Below are 17,737 nucleotides of genomic sequence, written 5' to 3'. Positions count from 1 at the left end.
GTTGGGAGAGCGCGGCATGAGGATCACCTGCCCCTACTGCGGAGAGCGCGACCGGCGCGAGTTTTATTATCAGGGCGATGCCGTGGCGCTTGATCGGCCCGACCCCGAGGCCGGGGAGGCGGCATGGGATGACTACATCCACAACCGTGACAACCCGGCGGGGGTGACCCGCGATTTGTGGTATCACGAGACCGGCTGTGGCGCTTGGGTGGTGGTCACGCGCAACACCGTAACCCATGAGGTGTTGAGTTGTGAGTTGGCGCAGGACGCCAAGGAGGCGGGCGCATGAGACTTGCAGGAAAGGGCCAGATCGACCGAAGCCGCCCGGTCAAGTTCCGCTTTGACGGCGTGGAATACGAGGGGCTGAAGGGCGACACATTGGCCTCGGCGCTTCTGGCCAATGACATTCGAATGGTGGCAAGGTCGTTCAAGTATCATCGCCCGCGCGGGATCATGACAGCGGGCAGCGAGGAGCCGAATGCGCTTGTCACCCTTGGCCTTGGCCCCGCTCAGGACCCCAACGTGCGGGCGACCACGGTGGAGCTTTTCGAGGGGATGATGGCCCGGCCGCAGAATTGCTGGCCCTCGCTAGGGCTTGATCTTCTGTCGGTTAATGACCTAGCAGCCCCCTTCCTTGGTGCGGGGTTTTATTACAAGACCTTCATGTGGCCCAAGGCGGCGTGGGAAAAAGTGTATGAGCCGTTTATCCGGCGTGCGGCGGGGCTGGGTGCCTTGTCGATGGAGGCCAATACCGACCGCTATGAAAAGGCCTTTGCCCATTGTGATCTTTTGGTGATCGGTGCCGGGCCTGCGGGCCTGATGGCGGCCTTGGCGGCAGGGCGCGCAGGGGCCGATGTGATCCTGTGTGATGAGGACATGCGCACCGGTGGGCGGCTAAATGCGGAACGCCTTGAGGTGGGCGGGCAGTCAGGTGCCGCATGGGCCGAGGCGATGACCGCTGAGTTGCAGGCGATGCCCAATGTGCGGGTGATGACCCGCACCACGGTAACGGGCGCCTATGATCAAGGCACCTATGGCGCGCTTGAACGGGTGGCCTCGGATGTGGCCATGCGCCCCGGTGCGCCGCGCGAATGTTTCTGGCGGATCGTGGCCAAGCGCGCGGTGCTGGCGGCGGGGGCCTTGGAGCGGCCCGTGGCCTTTGCCAACAACGACCGGCCCGGTGTGATGATGGCCGGGGCTGTGCGGGCCTACGTCAACCGCTGGCGGGTCAGCCCCGGGCGCAGCGTGGCGGTCTTTGGCAACAACGACTCTGCGCATCGCACCGCCGCCGATCTGATCGCGGGGGGCGTGCATGTGAGTGCTTTGATCGACAGCCGCGCCGAGGCGCGCTGTGATCTGGACGTGCCGTTTTATGCGGGCCGCGAGGTAAGTGCGGTGCATGGCGGGCGTAGCGTCGAGGCGATCTCCATCAGCTCGATCAGTGGGGTTGAGAAAATCCAGGCCGATACCTTGGCGGTATCTGGCGGTTGGAACCCCTCGGTGCATCTGACCTGTCATATGAACGGGCGCCCCGAGTGGAACGAGCGGATCGCAGCCTTCGTACCGCAAGAAGGGGCGGTGCCGGGGATGCTCACCGCCGGGGCCTGTCGCGGGGATTTCTCGACCCGCGCGTGCCTTGAGGGCGGTTTGGCCGCAGCGCGTGAGGCGATGCAGGATATCGGGCGCGCCGTGCCGGATATCGACCTGCCCCGCGCCGAAGATAGCGCCTATGACATCGCGCCGCTTTGGGTAGTGCCGGGCAAGGGGCGCGCGTGGCTGGATTTTCAGAACGATGTGACGGTGAAGGACGTCAAGCAAGCGGCCACCGAGAACTTCCAAAGCGTGGAGCATATGAAGCGTTACACCACGCAAGGTATGGCGCCGGATCAGGGGAAGAACTCCAACATCGGGGCCTTGGCCGTGCTGGCCGATGCGACGGGGCGCGGCATCCCCGAGACGGGCACGACCACCTATCGCCCGCCCTTTGTGCCGGTGCCGATCGCGGCCATGGGGGCAGGCGCGCAGGGCAAGGGCTTTGCGCCTGAACGCTTCACCACATCGCACAAGGCAAGCGTGGCGCGCGGTGCGCCGATGATCGAAGCGGGGCTTTGGTTCCGGCCCAGTTATTTCCCGCAAAGGGGTGAAACCCACTGGCGGCAATCTTGTGACCGCGAGGTGCGCATGGTGCGCGAGGCCGTAGGCGTGGCCGATGTCTCGACCCTTGGCAAAATCGACATTCAGGGGCCGGATGCGGGGGCCTTCTTGGATTTCGTTTATACCAACATGTTCTCGACCCTCAAAGTGGGGCGGGTGCGCTATGGCCTGATGCTGCGCGAAGATGGCCATGTGATGGACGATGGCACAACGGCGCGCTTGGGCGAAAATCACTACCTGATGACGACCACCACCGCGGCCGCGGGGCAGGTGATGCGGCATCTGGAATTCGTGCATCAGGCCCTGCGCCCTGATCTTGACGTGAGGTTTACCTCGGTCACCGAGCAATGGGCGCAGTTCGCCGTGGCGGGCCCGAAGGCGCGCGACGTCCTAAATGGGTTGCTGGATACGCCGCTAAGCGATGAAGCGTGGCCCTTCATGTCCTGCGGGGCGGTGAGTCTGGCCGGGGTCGAGGGGCGGCTGTTCCGCATCTCCTTCTCGGGCGAACATGGCTATGAGATTGCCGTGCCGTCGCGCTATGGCGATGCCTTGTTCCGTGCCTTGGTCAGCCGGGCCGAGGGCGTGGGCGGCGGGCCTTACGGGATGGAGGCGCTCAACGTCTTGCGGCTTGAAAAGGGGTTCATCACCCATGCGGAAATTCATGGCCGCGTGACGGCCTTTGATATCGGCATGGAGCGGATGGTGAGCGCCAAAAAGGATTGCATCGGCAAAACCGCCGCGGCGCGTGAGGGGCTGAATGGCTCCGAGCGTGAGCAATTAGTTGGCCTGCGCCCGGCGGGTGAGGTCAAGATGCTGGTGGCGGGCGCGCATTTGTTCAACGCCGAAGCCGAGGCGGTGCGGGTCAACGACCAAGGCTATGTCACCTCGGTCGGCTATTCGCCCATGCTGGAGGCCAATATCGGCCTTGGGTTCCTGCGCAATGGCCGGGTGCGGCATGGCGAGGTGGTGCGCATGGTGGACCATCTGAACGGTGTGGAAACCCTTTGCGAGGTTTGCGACCCTGTGCAGTTCGATCCAGAGGGAGGGCGGATGCGTGGTTGAGTTGAAAGCGAAAACGCCCTGCGAGGGATTGTTGCCGATTGAGGTGGGCGACCTGCGGCTGAGCGAGGTGGAGGCCGGGTTTGTGACCTCGGTCGCCGCTTTCAAAGACAAGGATGCGGCCTTGTCGAAAGCGCTGCAGGCGGCGCATGGGCTTGAGATGCCCGCGCCCAACCGGGTGAGTGAGGCAGGCGATGCACGGGCCATCTGGTTCGGGCCACGCATGGCGCTGTTGATGGGCGTTTCGGCGGACCCAAGCCTTGCCGCCCATGGCGCCCTGACCGATCAATCGGATGCTTGGGCGGTTGTGCGGCTTGAAGGCGCGCGGGCGGCGGATGTCTTGGCGCGGCTGACACCGATTGATCTGCGCCCTGGTGCATTCGGCCCCGGATCAACCGCCCGGACCGAGCTTCAGCATATGCAGGCTTCGATCACTCATTTGAGCGACGGCACGTATCAGATCATGGTCTTCCGCGCTTTTGCCGAAACCCTTGTGCATGACCTCAAAACCGCGATGCAGGGCGTGGCCGCGCGGCAGGGATGAGGGGAGGGGACGGGCGGATTTCCCCGGCCCGCCCCCTTACATTTCGCGCCAAGGGCATTAGGTTGCCCCCCAACGCTTTTGACCCAAGAGGTAACCCATGACCCGTTTTGCCGCCCTTTTGCCCGCGCTTTGTCTGGCCGCGCCCGTGATGGCGCAGGACAAGGAAAGCCTCTGCGCGACTTCTGCTGAGATCGTGGATTCCGCGGTCGAGGCCCGTCAGGACGGGATGCGCCAGAAAAAGGCGATCCGAACGATTGGCGAAGGTCTGGAAGGCGATGCGGCGATTTATAAGCCCGCGGTCGAGCCGATCGTCAATTGGGTCTACACACTTGAGGAAGATCAACTGACCGACGAGGTAGCAGCCACCTACGAGGAGGCCTGCTTGGCGCAGTAAACTCTGCGCCTCTTCCGCTTGCCGAAAACACTGGCTTGCCCATATATGGATATATGAGCCTGCCCCCCGGATTCCTTGACGAGCTACGCTCGCGCCTGTCGCTGACCGATGTGGTCGGGCGCAAGGTGATGTGGGACACCCGCAAATCCAATCAGGGCAAGGGCGATATGTGGGCGCCTTGCCCCTTCCATCAGGAAAAAACCGCCAGCTTCCATGTCGATGACCGCAAGGGGTTTTATTACTGCTTTGGCTGTCACGCCAAGGGTGATGCGATTTCCTTTGTCCGCGAGACCGAGAACGTCGATTTTATGGAGGCCGTGCGCATTCTGGCCGGGGAAGCGGGCATGCCGATGCCCGAACGCGACCCACGTGCACAGGAAAAGGCCGACCGCCGCACGCAACTGGCCGAGGTCATGGAAATGGCCGTGCAGCATTTTCGCCTGTCGCTGAAAACCGGGGCGGGGGCGGCGGCGCGGGATTATCTTGCCGGGCGCGGCTTGGATGAGGCGGCGCAGGAGCGGTTCGAGATCGGCTTTGCGGCGGACGCGTGGCAGGGGCTTTGGGACCACCTGAAAAACAAGGGTGTCGAGGATCAGATGATCCTTGATGCGGGGCTGGCCAAGCCCAGCCAGAAGGGCGGGCGGCCCTATGACACCTTCCGCAACCGGATCATGTTCCCGATCCGGGACCCGCGCGGGCGCTGTATTGCCTTTGGCGGGCGGGCCATGGACCCGAATGACAACGCCAAATACCTGAACTCACCCGAGACCGAGCTTTTCGATAAATCCCGCACGCTCTATCACCACGGCCCGGCGCGTGAGGCGGCGGGCAAGGGGCAGCCCCTGATCGTAGCCGAAGGCTATATGGATGTGATCGCATTGGCGCAGGCGGGGTTCGGGGCCTCGGTGGCCCCCTTGGGCACGGCAGTGACCGAGCATCAGTTGCAACTGCTTTGGCGCATCACCGATGAGCCGATCATGGCGCTTGATGGCGATACGGCGGGCCTGCGGGCGGCTTATCGGGTGATTGATATTGCCTTGCCGCTTTTGGAGGCGGGCAAAAGCCTGCGGTTCGTTCTGATGCCCGAGGGGCAAGACCCGGATGACCTTTTGCGCGCCAAGGGAGCTGGGGCGGTGCAAAAGCTGTTGGATGAGGCCATGCCCATGGTGCAGCTGTTGTGGCAGCGCGAGACCGAGGGGCGCAATTTCGACAGCCCGGAGCGTAAAGCGGCCCTCGACAAAGCGCTGCGCGAGAAGATCAAGCTGATCCGCGATCCGTCGATCCGAGGGCATTATGAACAGACGATCAAAGATCTCACTTGGAAGCTGTTTAACCCCCGCCGTAGCGGAGGGCAGAAACGCTTCCGGTCTGGCAAGTGGGAGCCCATTCCCCCTGTTCCAACAAGCACTAAAAGCTCGCTTCTAGTGGCTGCCGGGGATGAGGCGTGGATTCAGAAGTGCGAAGCGGTCATTCTCGCGACGTTGATTTGTTGCCCATCCATTTGTGATGAGTTTGGGGATTCGCTTGAAGTGATGGAGTGTGCCGTACCTGATCATGCGCGATTGCGTGATTTGATCTTGCGTCACGGCCCGGACGGTGGCGACGCTTTGCGCCAAAGGATTGATGAAGTAATGGGGCCGCAAACCCTTGAAAACCTTATGGCGCTGCCCCACGTTGCCCTTTCACCTGCAGTGCGTCGTCGCGACGATGATGAAGCGGCACGTATGACCTTAAATGAAGCGTTCGCCAAACTAAAAGCCGAAGCCGGATGGACCGCAGAGGTTGAGGAAGCTTCCGAAGAAATTGCGGGTGTCGTTGATGAAGCCATGACTTGGCGTCTTGGTCAGGCGGCCGAAGCTAAAAATCGGGCGCAGCGCAGCCAGCAGGAAGACAAGGCAGAGTACGAGGTTGGAGACAACGGCGCGCGAATCAGTCGTGACGAACGCGACGCGTTTGCAGCGTTGCTGGAAAGGATCAGATACTCCAAGTCAGGCCATTGAAGGGCTTTTGGCTAGGATTATGTAAGAAAAACAGGGTAAACGGGTGTGCGAATCATGCGAACGCGTTATTGATTCGATTTTAAGAATCACCCGATCGCCCTTTCGTTCAGGAGAACTTCATGGCCGCCAAGGACACCGACGACCAGAAACCCGAAGACCAAGAGGCCGAAATCTCGCTTGATATGAGTCAGGCCGCGGTCAAGAAGATGATCGGGGAGGCGCGTGAGAAGGGCTTTATCACCTACGATCAGCTCAACAAGGTTTTGCCGCCGGATCAGGTGAGCAGCGAGCAGATCGAGGACGTGATGTCCATGCTCAACGAGATGGGCATCAATATCATCGAGGAAGAAGAGGCCGAAGAAGAGGACGGGAAATCCACCGCCGTTGCCGAGATCGGCAAGAAGGGTGAGATTACCCTCGGTTCGGGCAAGGAGGAAAAGCTCGACCGCACGGACGACCCGGTGCGCATGTACCTGCGCGAGATGGGCTCGGTCGAACTTCTGAGCCGCGAAGGCGAGATTGCCATCGCCAAGCGCATCGAAGCGGGCCGCAACACGATGATCGCGGGGCTTTGTGAAAGCCCGTTGACCTTCCAGGCGATCACCATCTGGCGTGACGAACTGTTGGGCGAAGACATCCTGCTGCGTGATGTCATCGACCTGGAAACCACGTTTTCGGGTCAGATGGGCGAAGGCCTCGATGGTGCCGAAGAGGACGTCGTGGCCGAGGCGGCCAATGTGACAAGCGCCCCCACTGAGAAAAGCAAAGACAGCGAGCCTGAACTGGATGCCGATGGTAATCCGATTGCCAAGGACGATGACGACGAGGAAGAAGAGCAGGCCAACATGAGCCTTGCGGCCATGGAAGCCGCCCTCAAGCCGCGCGTTCTGGAAACGCTGGATCGCATCGCGGAGGACTTCGCCGAACTCAGCGAGATGCAGGACAGCCGGATCTCGGCCACCCTGAACGAGGATGGCTCATTCAGCGAGGACGCCGAGGCCAAGTATCAGAAACTGCGTTCCGAAATCGTGGAGCTGGTGAATTCGCTTCACCTGCACAACAACCGGATCGAGGCCCTGATCGACCAGCTTTACGGCATCAACCGGCGGATCATGCAGATCGACAGCGCCATGGTGAAACTCGCCGACCAAGCGCGCATCAACCGCAAGGAATTCGTCGATGCCTATCGCGGTCGCGAGTTGGACCCGACCTGGCTGGACGACATGGCGCAAAAGCCCGGACGTGGCTGGCAGATGTTCATGGAGCGCCAACCCGAAAAGGTTGCTGAACTGCGTGCTGACATGGCGCAGGTGGGGCAATACGTGGGGCTGGATATCAGCGAGTTCCGCCGCATCGTGAGCCAAGTGCAAAAGGGTGAAAAAGAGGCCCGGCAGGCCAAGAAAGAAATGGTCGAGGCCAACCTGCGGCTGGTGATTTCCATTGCCAAGAAATACACGAACCGTGGCCTGCAATTCCTTGATCTTATTCAAGAAGGGAACATCGGCCTGATGAAGGCGGTGGACAAGTTCGAGTATCGCCGGGGCTATAAATTCTCGACCTATGCCACATGGTGGATCCGTCAGGCGATCACCCGCTCGATTGCCGACCAAGCGCGGACCATCCGTATCCCGGTGCATATGATCGAGACGATCAACAAACTGGTCCGCACCGGGCGGCAAATGCTGCATGAAATCGGCCGCGAACCCACGCCCGAAGAACTGGCCGAGAAGCTGCAAATGCCGCTTGAGAAGGTTCGCAAGGTGATGAAAATCGCCAAGGAGCCGATCAGCCTTGAAACCCCCATCGGGGACGAGGAAGACAGCCAGCTTGGTGACTTCATAGAGGATAAAAACGTTGTTCTTCCGCTAGATAGCGCCATTCAGGACAACCTGAAGGAAACCACCACGCGGGTTCTGTCGAGCCTGACACCGCGCGAAGAACGGGTTTTGCGGATGCGTTTCGGCATCGGCATGAACACTGATCACACGCTGGAAGAGGTGGGCCAGCAGTTCAGCGTGACGCGCGAACGGATCCGGCAGATCGAAGCCAAGGCGCTGCGCAAGCTGAAGCATCCCTCGCGGTCGCGCAAGCTGCGGTCGTTCCTGGATCAATAAGCGCGGCTATGTCCTTGTTTTCCAAGCTTTTTGGCGGCGGCAAGCCCAAGCCCGAACCGGAGGCCGAAGCCGAGGTTTACGAGGGGTTTCGCATCATCCCCACGCCGCAATCCGAAAGCGACGGCTATCGCCTTGGGGCGCGGATCGAGAAAGAGATTGATGGCGAGGTGAAGGTGCATCACCTGCTGCGGGCGGATGTGATCCGGTCGTTGGAGGAGGCGCAGGCCTTTTCCATCCGCAAGGCCAAGCAGGTGATCGACGAGCAGGGCGAGCGGATTTTTCGCTAACCGCGGCGCCTGCCGAGTTCTGTACAAGTTGTACGTTTGACCCCGGAGTTTTGTACGAACCTCCGGGGTTTCTTTTGGACCACTGTACAAGTTGTACATTTCGTACAAGTCGTACGCTTGCCCGCCGTTTTTCGTACGAAAATCGGGGGGTGGCCTTGGGGCGTCGTACGAGTCGTACAACCCGTACGAAAGCGGCGCGCTTATCAGGCCTGACGGCCTTCTGCGCGAGGAGCGGAGCGATGAGCGCCCGCCGTGCGCCTTGGTGAGGATCGTGCAAGTTTGGTTAATGCCGCTTTTGTGGGGCGGGCCAAAGATGAACAGGGCGCGCGCCCGTGTCACGGGATGGAAAGGGATGGGCCGGTGCGGGTTTGCCGTGCTAGAACTGTCCAAAGCCATTCCCGGGAGCCTGCCAGATGCGAAAACCGATCCTGAGCCTCGCGATGCTGATCGCCGCCAGTGGCGCACTGCGTGCCGAGGGATGCTATGGCCCCGGCGAGCCGATGTTTCATTGCACGGTCAAGGATGGCGCGAAATCGGTGGATGTCTGTTTGCAAGGTCGGGTCGCCTATTACCGTTTTGGCCCGATGGATGCTGCGGCAGAGATGCTTTTGGCACAGCCCGTGGCGCAAGTGCACATGATACCTTGGAACGGGATCGGGCGCACCATCTATGAAGAGGCGGGGTTCTCCAATGGGCCATTCGACTATACCGTGCATTACGCGATTGACCGCATCCCGGAAGACGGTGAGGTCACGACCAGTGTTTCAGGTGGGGTGACGGTGATCAAGGGGGACCAAACCGTGGCCCAGTTGCTCTGTGACGCGGGCTCGGTTTCGGTGACGGATATCTATCCGCTTTACGTGGCCAAGGAAGCGGCGGGCCAGTGTTGGGATCGCGAGGCGTTTCAATGGGGGCCGTGTTGAGCCGAATGCAGACGGAGTTTCAGATCGGCACGCGGGGGCAGGGCCTGTATGAGTTCACCCGTGAGGCGGTGAGCTGGACCCGGGAGCAGGGGGAGCAGGCCGGGCTTTTGACGCTGTTCGTGCGGCATACCTCTTGTTCGTTGTTGATACAGGAGAATGCCGACCCCGAAGTGCAGACCGACCTGCGCAATTACTTTGCACGGCTGGTGCCGCCGACGACGGATCCTTCGATGGGGTATCTGACGCATACCTATGAGGGGCCGGATGACATGCCTGCCCATATCAAGGCGGCGATGATGCCGGTGAGCCTGTCCATTCCGGTGCGTGGCGGCGTACCTGTGTTGGGCACATGGCAGGGGATATACCTCTTTGAGCATCGCGATGCGCCGCATACCCGGAAGGTCGCGGCGCATCTGGTGTGACGGTCAGTCTTCGAGCACGAAGGTCACCGCCATGTTGACCCTGTAATTCGAGACCTTGCCGTTTTCCACATCGACGTTGCTATCCTTGATCCACGCCCCGCGGATGTTGCGCAGCGTATTCGAGGCGCGTGCGATGCCTTGCTCGACGGCGTCGTCGAAGCTTTTCGTAGATGTTGAAGAGATTTCAGTGACACGTGCGACGGACATTGCATTCTCCTTTCGCTTTGCTGGTCATGTCATCAAATCAACGCACGAGAATGGCTGTGGTTCCATTGGACAGGGATCAGCCCGTGGGCATGATCGTGAGGTTGCGGACATCGGCGCGCTTGGGTTGTTCAACTGCGAAGATCACGGTTTGCGCCACATCCTCGGGTTTGAGCTTGTCTGGCTTGGCCTCGTTGAAGAAGGGGGTATCGACCATGCCCGGCGCGATGACGGTGCAGCGCCCGCCCCACTCGCGCATGTCTTCGCTCATGTTGCCGCCGAAGCCGTGGACGAACCATTTGGACGCACCATAGACCGAGGCGGGCAGATGGATTTGTCCCGCGACCGAGCCGGTGAGCACAAGGTGGCCTTTGCTTTCCTTGAGCGCTTCGTAGGTCGCCTTGACCGTCCAGAGCACGCCCATGACGTTGAGATCCATCATGGCTTGCCATTCCTCGGGGTCGCCCTCGGCGACGCCGGGCGTGTCGAGGCCCATGCCCGCGTTGGCGAAGACGGCGTTGATCTGGCCGAATTTGTCCTTGGTGGCGGTGACGGCGGCGGTGAGGTCATCGTAGTTGGTGACGTCGCCGGTGATGGCAAGGGCGGTGTCGGCACCGAGTTCTTGGACGAGGGTATCCAGTTTGTCGGCACTGCGGGCCATCAGGGCCACGCGCCAGCCCTTGGCCACGGCGGCGCGGGCGGTTTCGGCGCCGATGCCGGAGGAGGCACCGGTGATGAAGAGGGTCTTGTCGGTCATGTCCTGGCCTTTCTTTTGTTGGCGTTCACCCTGACCTAAGCCGGTTTTCGCGTGTTTTAACCCCCCGGTGCCCTGCTTATCTAGCGGTGTAAATTCCCCTCTACCCAAAACCTTGCGGCTGTCCTATAGTGGCTGTGGATAAGTGGGCCATGAGACCCACGACCAGTGAGGCAGAGAAAAAAAGGGGGACGGCCCATGCGCTGCCCGTTTTGTGGAAATATTGACACTCAGGTAAAAGATTCCCGGCCTGCGGAGGATCATGTTTCGATCCGGCGGCGGCGGTTTTGCCCGGCCTGTGGCGGACGGTTTACCACCTATGAGCGCGTGCAGTTGCGCGATCTGGTGGTGGTGAAGACCAATGGGCGGCGCGAGGATTTCGACCGTGACAAGCTGGAACGCTCAATCCGGATCGCGTTGCAAAAACGCCCGGTGGAGCCCGAACGCATTGAGCAGATGATTTCCGGTATCGTGCGGCGATTGGAAAGCATGGGCGAGACGGATATTCCCTCGAAAACCGTGGGCGAGATCGTCATGGAAAGCCTGGCGCGGATTGATACCGTGGCCTATGTGCGCTTTGCCAGCGTCTACAAGAATTTTCAGGCGGCCGATGATTTCGACAAATTCGTGAGCGAGTTGCGCCCTGACGAGGCGATCGCCGAAGCCAAACAATCGGACGAGTGAGCCGGGAGACTGACGCCCGGTTCATGGCGCTGGCCCTGTCGCTTGGGCGGCGGGGTCAGGGGCAATGCTGGCCCAACCCGGCGGTGGGCTGCGTGATCGTGCGCGAGGGACGGATCGTGGGGCGCGGTTGGACCGCGCCCGGCGGGCGGCCCCATGCCGAGGCGGTGGCTTTGGCGCAGGCGGGCGCGGCGGCCCGGGGCGCCACGGCCTATGTCACGCTGGAGCCTTGCGCGCATCACGGGCAAACCCCGCCCTGTGCCGAGGCGCTGGTTTCTGCGGGTGTGGCGCGGGTGGTGTCTTGCCTGACCGATCATGATCCGCGAGTGGCTGGCAAAGGGTTTGATATTTTGCGGGCGGCGGGCATCACTGTTGAAACCGGCGTTTTGGCCGAAGAGGCGGCGCGCGATCTGGGCGGGTTCCTGAGCAAGGCCGCCGGTGGACCGCCGCATGTGACCTTGAAGTTGGCCACCTCCTTTGACGGGCGGATTGCCACGGCGACGGGGCATAGCCAGTGGATCACCGGGAATGCGGCACGGCGCGCGGTGCATGGCATGCGCGCGCGGCATGACGCGGTGATGGTGGGCGCGGGCACGGCGCGGGCAGATGACCCGATGCTGACGGTGCGTGATATGGGGGCGATGCGCCAGCCGGTGCGCGTGGTGGTGTCTCGGCGGTTGGATATCCCGCTGATGTCGCAACTGGCGCGGACGGCCAAGGATGTGCCGGTTTGGCTGTGCCACGGTCCGGATGCTGACCCGGCTCTTATCGAGGCGTGGCAAGGCGTGGGTGCGGAGTTGATTGCCTGTGATCTTGTGGGGCGACAGTTGGATATGGCCTCGGTTCTGGAAAGTTTGGGCGCGATTGGGCTGACGCGGGTGTTCTGCGAAGGCGGCGGGGCCTTGGCGGCCTCGCTTCTGGCCGGGAATTTCGTGGATGAACTGGTCGGCTTTACCGCCGGGTTGGCCATCGGCGCCGAGGGCCTGCCCGGGATCGGCGCGCTGGGGCTGGAGCGACTGGACGAGGCGCGCAGGTTCGAGTTGATCGAGACCTGCGACATCGATGGCGATGTGATGCACCGCTGGGCGCGGCGCTGACACTTGGGGGCGCTGCCCCCGCCGCCCTTCGGGCGACTCCCCCGGAGTATTTACAGAAAGATGAAGACTGGAGGCGGTTCATTTTCATCTTTCCCAAAATACTCCCGCCGGAGGCATCCGACAGAATTCAAAAGAGATGCGGATCCAGTGATGCGCTAACGCCAGAGCCAGGCGTGGCTGGCCAAGGCGCCTTGGAGCTTGGCCGTGAGGCGGTTGGCCGGGCCGGGCTTGGGAAGCGGACCATGGGCGAGGCGGTCGACCACCAGTTCGGCGGGACAGGCGGTGCGCGTGACCGGGTCGAAATAGCGCGGGTAGTCGATGAGCGTGGCATGAACCAGCCCGTCGAGGCTGGGCCGTGCCGTGCGGCGTGGCGGCACATCGCCCAGATCGCGGGTCAGGCCCCATCCGGCGTAGAAGGGCGCGCCGGTGGTGGTGACGCGCAGCCCGCGCAGGAGGGCCTCAAACCCCAGAAGCGAGGTCATGGTCCAGACCTCTTGCACATGGTCGAGTAATGGCGCGGGGTCGGTGTTGGACAGCACGGCGTCTGCCAGAGTTTCCAGTTTGTCCGCCGGAATGGTTCCGGGGCGCAGGCCCGCTTCCACATCGGGGTGAGGCTTGTAGAGGATCACTGCCTTGGGATTGGCCGCGCGGGCCTTTTGCAGCAAGGCGAGGTTGGTATTTATCTCGCCCGCGCCGAGGCGGATGGAGGCGTCGTCCTCGACTTGGCCGGGCACGAGTATGCGGTGGCCTTGGGGCAGATCGGGCAGCGCGCCGCCGAGGTTGTATTTCGAGAGCTTCAGGTCGATGAGGTTGGCGATGAGCGCCTCGGCGCGGCGCTGTTGGTCGGGGCGCAGGGTGGCGCGTTTTTCGATTAGGTATTCAAGGCGTGAGGGGTGGCTTGGGTCGTAGTAGATGCCCAGGTCATCCAGCACCAGCGAAAGCGGCGGGATGAGATCGGCCCCAAGCCCGCGTGAGCGCAGGAAGCCGTCCTCGACGCGCAGGGCATCTTTGGGGGCCTCATTCGCGCGGTTGGCCCAGACCATATGGCGGCGTTGGCCCTTGGCCTTGGGATTGAAGCTGACCCCGCGCGGTTTGCCGAAAAACTGTTGCAGGGGTTTGCGTTTCCAAAGGCGCATGCCGTGGGCTGTCCAGCCGTGCCGGTCCTCGCGCCATGCGCGGGTTCGGGCGGCGAGGGTTTCGATGGCTTCTTCCATGGTGCAAAGCCGGTCGTGGTAGGGGTCGTACCACGTGGGATAGAGCACCATGGCCCCGGCGAAAAGCTGTGCGCGGCTGAGGTTGCGGCCCCGGCGGGGCAGAGGGGCGGGGTGATGATCTTGAGTCAGGCCCCAACCGGCATAGAAGGGTTGGCCGAAGACGTGGGGCTTGTGGCCTGCAAAGATCGCCTCGAACCCCAGTTGCGAGGTGACGGTATAGACGGCGATGGCCCCGTCGAGGAGCGCCCAAGGGTTGACCGGGTCAGGCAGGAGCGTGATGCGGTCGGTTTCATCTTGCGCGCTGAAATAGCCGGGGCGGTGGCCTGTCCGGGTTTCCGGGTGGGTCTTGATCACGATGCGCGCGCCGGGGTGATCGACCTGCGCGGCGGTCAGCATCTCGCGGAAGGTGTTGGCATCGGCGCGGCCGTGGGTGACCGAGGCATCGCCGCGGGTTTGGTCGATCACCAGCACATAGCCGGGATCGGGGCAGGGGGTGCCCGGATCGAAGCCCGAGTATTTGCTAAGCTGCGCCTCTTGCATGCGGGCGATGCCAGCGCGGGCGCGGTCCATCAGCACGGTATCGTCGAAAGGATGGGTGGCCAGCAGGGTTTCAAGATCCGAGGCTGCGTTGGCGTCGAAGTAGATGCCGGTTTGGTCGATGATGAGGCCGAGGGGCGGTTCGCCTTCGCGGCCGGGATGCAGAGATCGCAGGAAGGCATCTTCGAGGCGGACAAGCGATGCGCCGGTTTTGGCGGCCACCCTCTCGCCCCGTTTGGCGTAGGGGCTTTTGCCCCAGACGGCGATCAGGTCGTCCGGGCCGGGGCGGCCAAGCTGGAGCGGCAGGCCCGCAAGCGCCATGATCCGGCGGATGCGGGATTGGCGCAGGAAGCCCGCGTTGAAATAGAAAACCCGCCGCGAGGCTGTCGCGGCGGGTGGTTTCGGACCGGGGGCGGGCATCAGCCGCCGCCGAGTGTATCGCTTGCGGTGGAGATGCTGCCAACCGCGCCGAGCGTGCCGGTCAGGGCCGCGATGACCCTGCTCCATTGGGCGAAGGGTGCTTCGGTGACATAGAGCGTGTCGTCGTCGCGCACCGAGAAGTCGCGGGCCATGAACATGCCGTTGGGTTTGGTCAGGTCCAGCACGTAGATCAGGCGTTGGGCACCCTCAAGGTCGGTGCGCCCGAGAACCTGATTGGCAATGGCCGCCGGTTCGTTGCGCATGACGAAAACGCCGGTCGGGTCTGAGGCGGCGGCGTTCAGGCCGCCGACTTGTGCCAGCGCCTCGACCGCGCTGAGGGTTTGCGATTCGAAGGGAACGCGGGCCTGTGCCCCGGTGGCGCCAAGCGCGGTGAAAGCGCGGGTGTCTGCCTCGACCAGGATACGGTCACCGGCGCGCAGGGCAATGTCGAACTCGGGGTGCTTGAACAAGTCCTGGAACCAGACCTTGGAGCGCTTGTCGCCGCGGATCACGGTGATCTGGGCAATTTCGGGTTCAATAGCGATGCCGCCAGCGTTGGCGAGCATGGACGAAAGCGTGCGGGTGGGGCGCTCGATCGGGTAGACGCCCTGACCGCCGACAGCGCCCACGAGGCTGACCGTGGCGCCGTCACCGGCGAGGCGGCGGACCTGAACCTGTGGGTCGGGCGTTTGTTCGTCGAGTTTGGAGGTGATGATCCGGCGGATGGCCTCGGGGGTGTTGCCTGCGGCGCGGATGCGGCCCGCGTAGGGCACGAAAATGAACCCCGCGCCATCGACCTGTACTTCTTCGAGGACGGTCTGGTTGGCGGCTTCGCCGGCCAGTAGACCATCGTCGACGTTTTCCCAGATGGTCAGGCCCAGGGTGTCGCCCGGTCGGATCGTGTCGGAGCCTAGCGTGGCGGCATTGCGGAAATCATCGGTAAAGCCAAGTGCGGGTTGCACGGCGGTGGCCCGTGTCACGCGGTCATTGACGGTGACGACGAAAGCGTCGCCCTGACGTTGAACGGAGCCTGCGAAGATCTCGTTCTTGCTGGGTCCCACACGGGGCAATACGCCACAGGACGATACCATCGACACCATGACCAAAAGGGCGACGGGCCGCGCCCAACGGTTCGGTTTGGATTTCACTGCTCGGTCTCCTCGACCTGTTATTCTGCCTCAGTCTTCTTTTTTCGTCATTCTAGCCAAAGGTATTGGCAAAATCCAGTCTGTTGGCGTTCTGGGGTCAGGTCACCACGCGCAACTGTTGCCTTGGAGCCGCGGTGCCGGATTTCAGCGCATCGTAGGGATCTTCGGGAGCCAGCATCATATCGACCGCTTGGCGCAGGAGTTGCCGCCGCCCCGAGGACGAATAAAAACCGCCAGCGATCTGGCTGGTTTCCAGAAGGTAGCGGCGATAATCGGTATAGGCGCGCCGGTCGGGGCGTTCGGCTCCGGCGAAGAAATCGCGCAGGGGTTTGGTAGAGACGAACTCGGGCTTGGCATAGACCGCAGCACCAAAGGTCTTGAGCGGGATACCGCGCCAGAGCACCTGTTGCGCGGCGGTGGAATTGACGGTGACGGCGCTGCGCGCCTCGTCCAGCAATTTGGCCAGTTTGCCACCGCGGACGTAATGCACGCGGTCTGCGATTCCGGCGGCACGGGCGAGGCGCTTCAACTCGCGCCGGATGGGCACGCGGCCGTCTTCCAGGGGGTGTGCCTTGATCACGAGGTGGTGATGTGGCGGTGCGCCCTTGGCGAAGCCGTCGATGACGGTTTCGAGAAACTCGGTCATCGTGGAGAAGGGCGAGTGGGCCTGAAACGAGCTGTCGTGCTCAAGTTGCAAAAGCGCGAGATGATAGGGAAACCCGCCATGGCGGATGCGCCATGTGGCGATACGCCGGTCTATAGCTTGAGCGGGCATCAGGAGCAGACGTTGCAGGTAGAGCTTGAATTCCTGTGTTACGCTTAGCGCGCGGTGAGGGCGGAAATTGCGGTAACGCCGGTTCAACAGCATGACACAGCCATGGTAGGCTGCGCCGTAAAAGATGTGCTGGCGCATGTCACCCCAGCTGGCCGGGGGCAGGGCGGTGTCCATATCGGAGTTGTGCAGCGCCTCGCGCATTTGCGGGACGGTCATTTCCATCAGGCGCGAATTGCCGTTGGTGCCGCCGCGTTCATAGGTCACCCAATATGGGCGCATGTACCCTTCCTCAAAGACGTGAACGCGCAGGCCCTGTGCCTTGGCTTTTTCGATCGCTTGGGCGTGGATCGGGCGGGTGTCGCCGTAAAGCACAACGTCGGTCACGCCTTTTTCCGCGACAAGGTTTTCGAAGGTAACGGGCCAATCTTCGTGACTGCCAAGGAAGGGGATATAGCTGTGCTTGTTGCGCCAGAAGGCCCGGTCCCCGGCGTTGAACCCAACGCGCCACACAGTGGCTCCGGCGCGTTCCAGCATCCGGCCCAGACGCGCGAAGAAGGGCCCGTGCGGCCCTTGCAGGAAAAGAAATACCCGATTGTCGCCTGTTAGCGTGCTCATGAACGCGACTGCCTTTTACCGCGTAATATACAACAGGTATTGGTAAGGAATGAATAGGGCAAAAATGTGGCCTCGGGGTTGCGTGTGTCAGGGGGCCAACAGTCGAATGAGCCAAGGAAACTTGGTGATACCCCATTCAGGATTCATGAGGTGAACCAAGAAGGGTTTGGCATATCCGGCTGTGATGGGCGTTCATAAGCAGTTTCTATTGCAAACGCCCTTGTTTGAGCGATGGCGCTGTGCAGGCGCGGGGCTTGCAAAGCCCACGCATTTTTGGAGGCCGCGGTTGAGGCCAGACGTGGCGAATGACCGGATAGAGCCCAAGGCCGCCATCAGGCGCAGTCCGGGCATCGTCCGACCTGGAGGGCGTTTGCAAGGATTGTGTGGGGCCTGAC

At 62.3% G+C, this 17,737-nt stretch carries 16 protein-coding genes; 11 read left to right on the top strand and 5 right to left on the bottom strand.

What is annotated here, in order from left to right; genetic code table 11:
• Positions 1–16: 16 nt before the first annotated feature.
• The 9 genes from QZ498_RS12845 (at position 17) to QZ498_RS12805 (ending at position 9,897) form a co-directional block, all read left to right on the top strand.
• Positions 17–289: a sarcosine oxidase subunit delta gene (locus QZ498_RS12845; RefSeq protein WP_294622842.1), complete on the top strand. Its 273-nt coding sequence runs from the start codon at positions 17–19 to the stop codon at positions 287–289.
• On the top strand, positions 286–3,216 hold the full coding sequence (locus QZ498_RS12840) for a sarcosine oxidase subunit alpha family protein (protein ID WP_294622840.1): 2,931 nt from the start codon (positions 286–288) through the stop codon (positions 3,214–3,216). The genes QZ498_RS12845 and QZ498_RS12840 overlap by 4 nt, the downstream gene beginning before the upstream one ends.
• On the top strand, positions 3,209–3,757 hold the full coding sequence (locus QZ498_RS12835; RefSeq protein WP_294622838.1) for a sarcosine oxidase subunit gamma: 549 nt from the start codon (positions 3,209–3,211) through the stop codon (positions 3,755–3,757). Before QZ498_RS12840 ends, QZ498_RS12835 begins: the two co-directional genes overlap by 8 nt.
• A gap of 97 nt (positions 3,758–3,854) precedes the next feature.
• A complete protein-coding gene (locus QZ498_RS12830; RefSeq protein WP_294622836.1) occupies positions 3,855–4,151 on the top strand; it encodes a DNA primase in 297 nt (98 codons plus the stop codon).
• A 53-nt stretch (positions 4,152–4,204) separates the two neighbouring features.
• Complete coding sequence (dnaG, locus tag QZ498_RS12825; RefSeq protein WP_294622834.1) at positions 4,205–6,151, top strand: DNA primase; 1,947 nt, start codon at positions 4,205–4,207, stop codon at positions 6,149–6,151.
• 119 nt (positions 6,152–6,270) lie between these two features.
• Complete coding sequence (gene rpoD / locus QZ498_RS12820; protein WP_294622832.1) at positions 6,271–8,265, top strand: RNA polymerase sigma factor RpoD; 1,995 nt, start codon at positions 6,271–6,273, stop codon at positions 8,263–8,265.
• Between the two features lie 8 nt (positions 8,266–8,273).
• Positions 8,274–8,552, top strand: a complete 279-nt coding sequence (locus QZ498_RS12815) for an HlyU family transcriptional regulator (RefSeq protein ID WP_294622830.1) — start codon at positions 8,274–8,276, stop codon at positions 8,550–8,552.
• Positions 8,553–8,965: 413 nt separating this feature from the next.
• Positions 8,966–9,475, top strand: coding sequence for a hypothetical protein (locus QZ498_RS12810; RefSeq protein ID WP_294622828.1), 510 nt, complete (start codon positions 8,966–8,968; stop codon positions 9,473–9,475).
• A gap of 5 nt (positions 9,476–9,480) precedes the next feature.
• A complete protein-coding gene (locus QZ498_RS12805) occupies positions 9,481–9,897 on the top strand; it encodes a secondary thiamine-phosphate synthase enzyme YjbQ (protein WP_294622886.1) in 417 nt (138 codons plus the stop codon).
• Between the two features lie 3 nt (positions 9,898–9,900).
• Here the strand turns inward: QZ498_RS12805 and QZ498_RS12800 are convergent, their stop codons facing one another.
• Together QZ498_RS12800 and QZ498_RS12795 are read right to left on the bottom strand one after the other, a co-directional pair.
• Positions 9,901–10,104 carry a dodecin family protein gene (locus QZ498_RS12800; RefSeq protein ID WP_294622826.1) on the bottom strand — a complete coding sequence of 68 codons (204 nt, stop codon included), beginning with the start codon at positions 10,102–10,104 and terminating at the stop codon, positions 9,901–9,903.
• A gap of 76 nt (positions 10,105–10,180) precedes the next feature.
• Positions 10,181–10,858: an SDR family oxidoreductase gene (locus QZ498_RS12795; RefSeq protein ID WP_294622824.1), complete on the bottom strand. Its 678-nt coding sequence runs from the start codon at positions 10,856–10,858 to the stop codon at positions 10,181–10,183.
• Between the two features lie 195 nt (positions 10,859–11,053).
• Between QZ498_RS12795 and nrdR the strand changes: the two genes are divergently transcribed.
• Both nrdR and ribD read left to right on the top strand, forming a co-directional pair.
• Positions 11,054–11,539 carry a transcriptional regulator NrdR gene (nrdR, locus tag QZ498_RS12790; RefSeq protein WP_294622822.1) on the top strand — a complete coding sequence of 162 codons (486 nt, stop codon included), beginning with the start codon at positions 11,054–11,056 and terminating at the stop codon, positions 11,537–11,539.
• On the top strand, positions 11,536–12,633 hold the full coding sequence (gene ribD, locus QZ498_RS12785) for a bifunctional diaminohydroxyphosphoribosylaminopyrimidine deaminase/5-amino-6-(5-phosphoribosylamino)uracil reductase RibD (RefSeq protein ID WP_294622821.1): 1,098 nt from the start codon (positions 11,536–11,538) through the stop codon (positions 12,631–12,633). Before nrdR ends, ribD begins: the two co-directional genes overlap by 4 nt.
• A 155-nt stretch (positions 12,634–12,788) precedes the next feature.
• On the opposite strand, the gene QZ498_RS12780 is transcribed toward ribD, so the two are convergent.
• The 3 genes from QZ498_RS12780 to QZ498_RS12770 form a co-directional block, all read right to left on the bottom strand.
• Positions 12,789–14,804: a capsular polysaccharide biosynthesis protein gene (locus QZ498_RS12780; RefSeq protein WP_294622819.1), complete on the bottom strand. Its 2,016-nt coding sequence runs from the start codon at positions 14,802–14,804 to the stop codon at positions 12,789–12,791.
• Positions 14,804–15,904, bottom strand: a complete 1,101-nt coding sequence (locus tag QZ498_RS12775) for a polysaccharide biosynthesis/export family protein (protein WP_294622884.1) — start codon at positions 15,902–15,904, stop codon at positions 14,804–14,806. The genes QZ498_RS12780 and QZ498_RS12775 overlap by 1 nt, the downstream gene beginning before the upstream one ends.
• Before the next feature lie 145 nt (positions 15,905–16,049).
• The gene (locus tag QZ498_RS12770) at positions 16,050–17,342 is read right to left on the bottom strand and encodes a capsular biosynthesis protein (RefSeq protein ID WP_294622817.1); all 1,293 of its coding nucleotides are present in this window, start codon (positions 17,340–17,342) and stop codon (positions 16,050–16,052) included.
• Between the last annotated feature and the right edge of the window lie 395 nt (positions 17,343–17,737).

This window comes from uncultured Roseovarius sp. (assembly GCF_913057115.1).
In the GTDB taxonomy this organism is placed as follows: Bacteria; Pseudomonadota; Alphaproteobacteria; order Rhodobacterales; family Rhodobacteraceae; genus Roseovarius.
Note: the sequence above shows the minus strand (reverse complement) of the source record. Positions and strands in the feature narration are given on the sequence as shown.

Coding starts and splice junctions, on each gene's coding strand:
- QZ498_RS12845 (WP_294622842.1), top strand. CDS start 17: ATGAGGATCACCTGCCCCTACTGCGGAGAGCGCGACCGGCGCGAGTTT.
- QZ498_RS12840 (WP_294622840.1), top strand. CDS start 286: ATGAGACTTGCAGGAAAGGGCCAGATCGACCGAAGCCGCCCGGTCAAG.
- QZ498_RS12830 (WP_294622836.1), top strand. CDS start 3,855: ATGACCCGTTTTGCCGCCCTTTTGCCCGCGCTTTGTCTGGCCGCGCCC.
- dnaG (WP_294622834.1), top strand. CDS start 4,205: ATGAGCCTGCCCCCCGGATTCCTTGACGAGCTACGCTCGCGCCTGTCG.
- rpoD (WP_294622832.1), top strand. CDS start 6,271: ATGGCCGCCAAGGACACCGACGACCAGAAACCCGAAGACCAAGAGGCC.
- QZ498_RS12815 (WP_294622830.1), top strand. CDS start 8,274: ATGTCCTTGTTTTCCAAGCTTTTTGGCGGCGGCAAGCCCAAGCCCGAA.
- QZ498_RS12810 (WP_294622828.1), top strand. CDS start 8,966: ATGCGAAAACCGATCCTGAGCCTCGCGATGCTGATCGCCGCCAGTGGC.
- QZ498_RS12805 (WP_294622886.1), top strand. CDS start 9,481: ATGCAGACGGAGTTTCAGATCGGCACGCGGGGGCAGGGCCTGTATGAG.
- QZ498_RS12800 (WP_294622826.1), bottom strand. CDS start 10,104: ATGTCCGTCGCACGTGTCACTGAAATCTCTTCAACATCTACGAAAAGC.
- QZ498_RS12795 (WP_294622824.1), bottom strand. CDS start 10,858: ATGACCGACAAGACCCTCTTCATCACCGGTGCCTCCTCCGGCATCGGC.
- nrdR (WP_294622822.1), top strand. CDS start 11,054: ATGCGCTGCCCGTTTTGTGGAAATATTGACACTCAGGTAAAAGATTCC.
- QZ498_RS12780 (WP_294622819.1), bottom strand. CDS start 14,804: ATGCCCGCCCCCGGTCCGAAACCACCCGCCGCGACAGCCTCGCGGCGG.
- QZ498_RS12775 (WP_294622884.1), bottom strand. CDS start 15,904: ATGGTGTCGATGGTATCGTCCTGTGGCGTATTGCCCCGTGTGGGACCC.
- QZ498_RS12770 (WP_294622817.1), bottom strand. CDS start 17,342: ATGAGCACGCTAACAGGCGACAATCGGGTATTTCTTTTCCTGCAAGGG.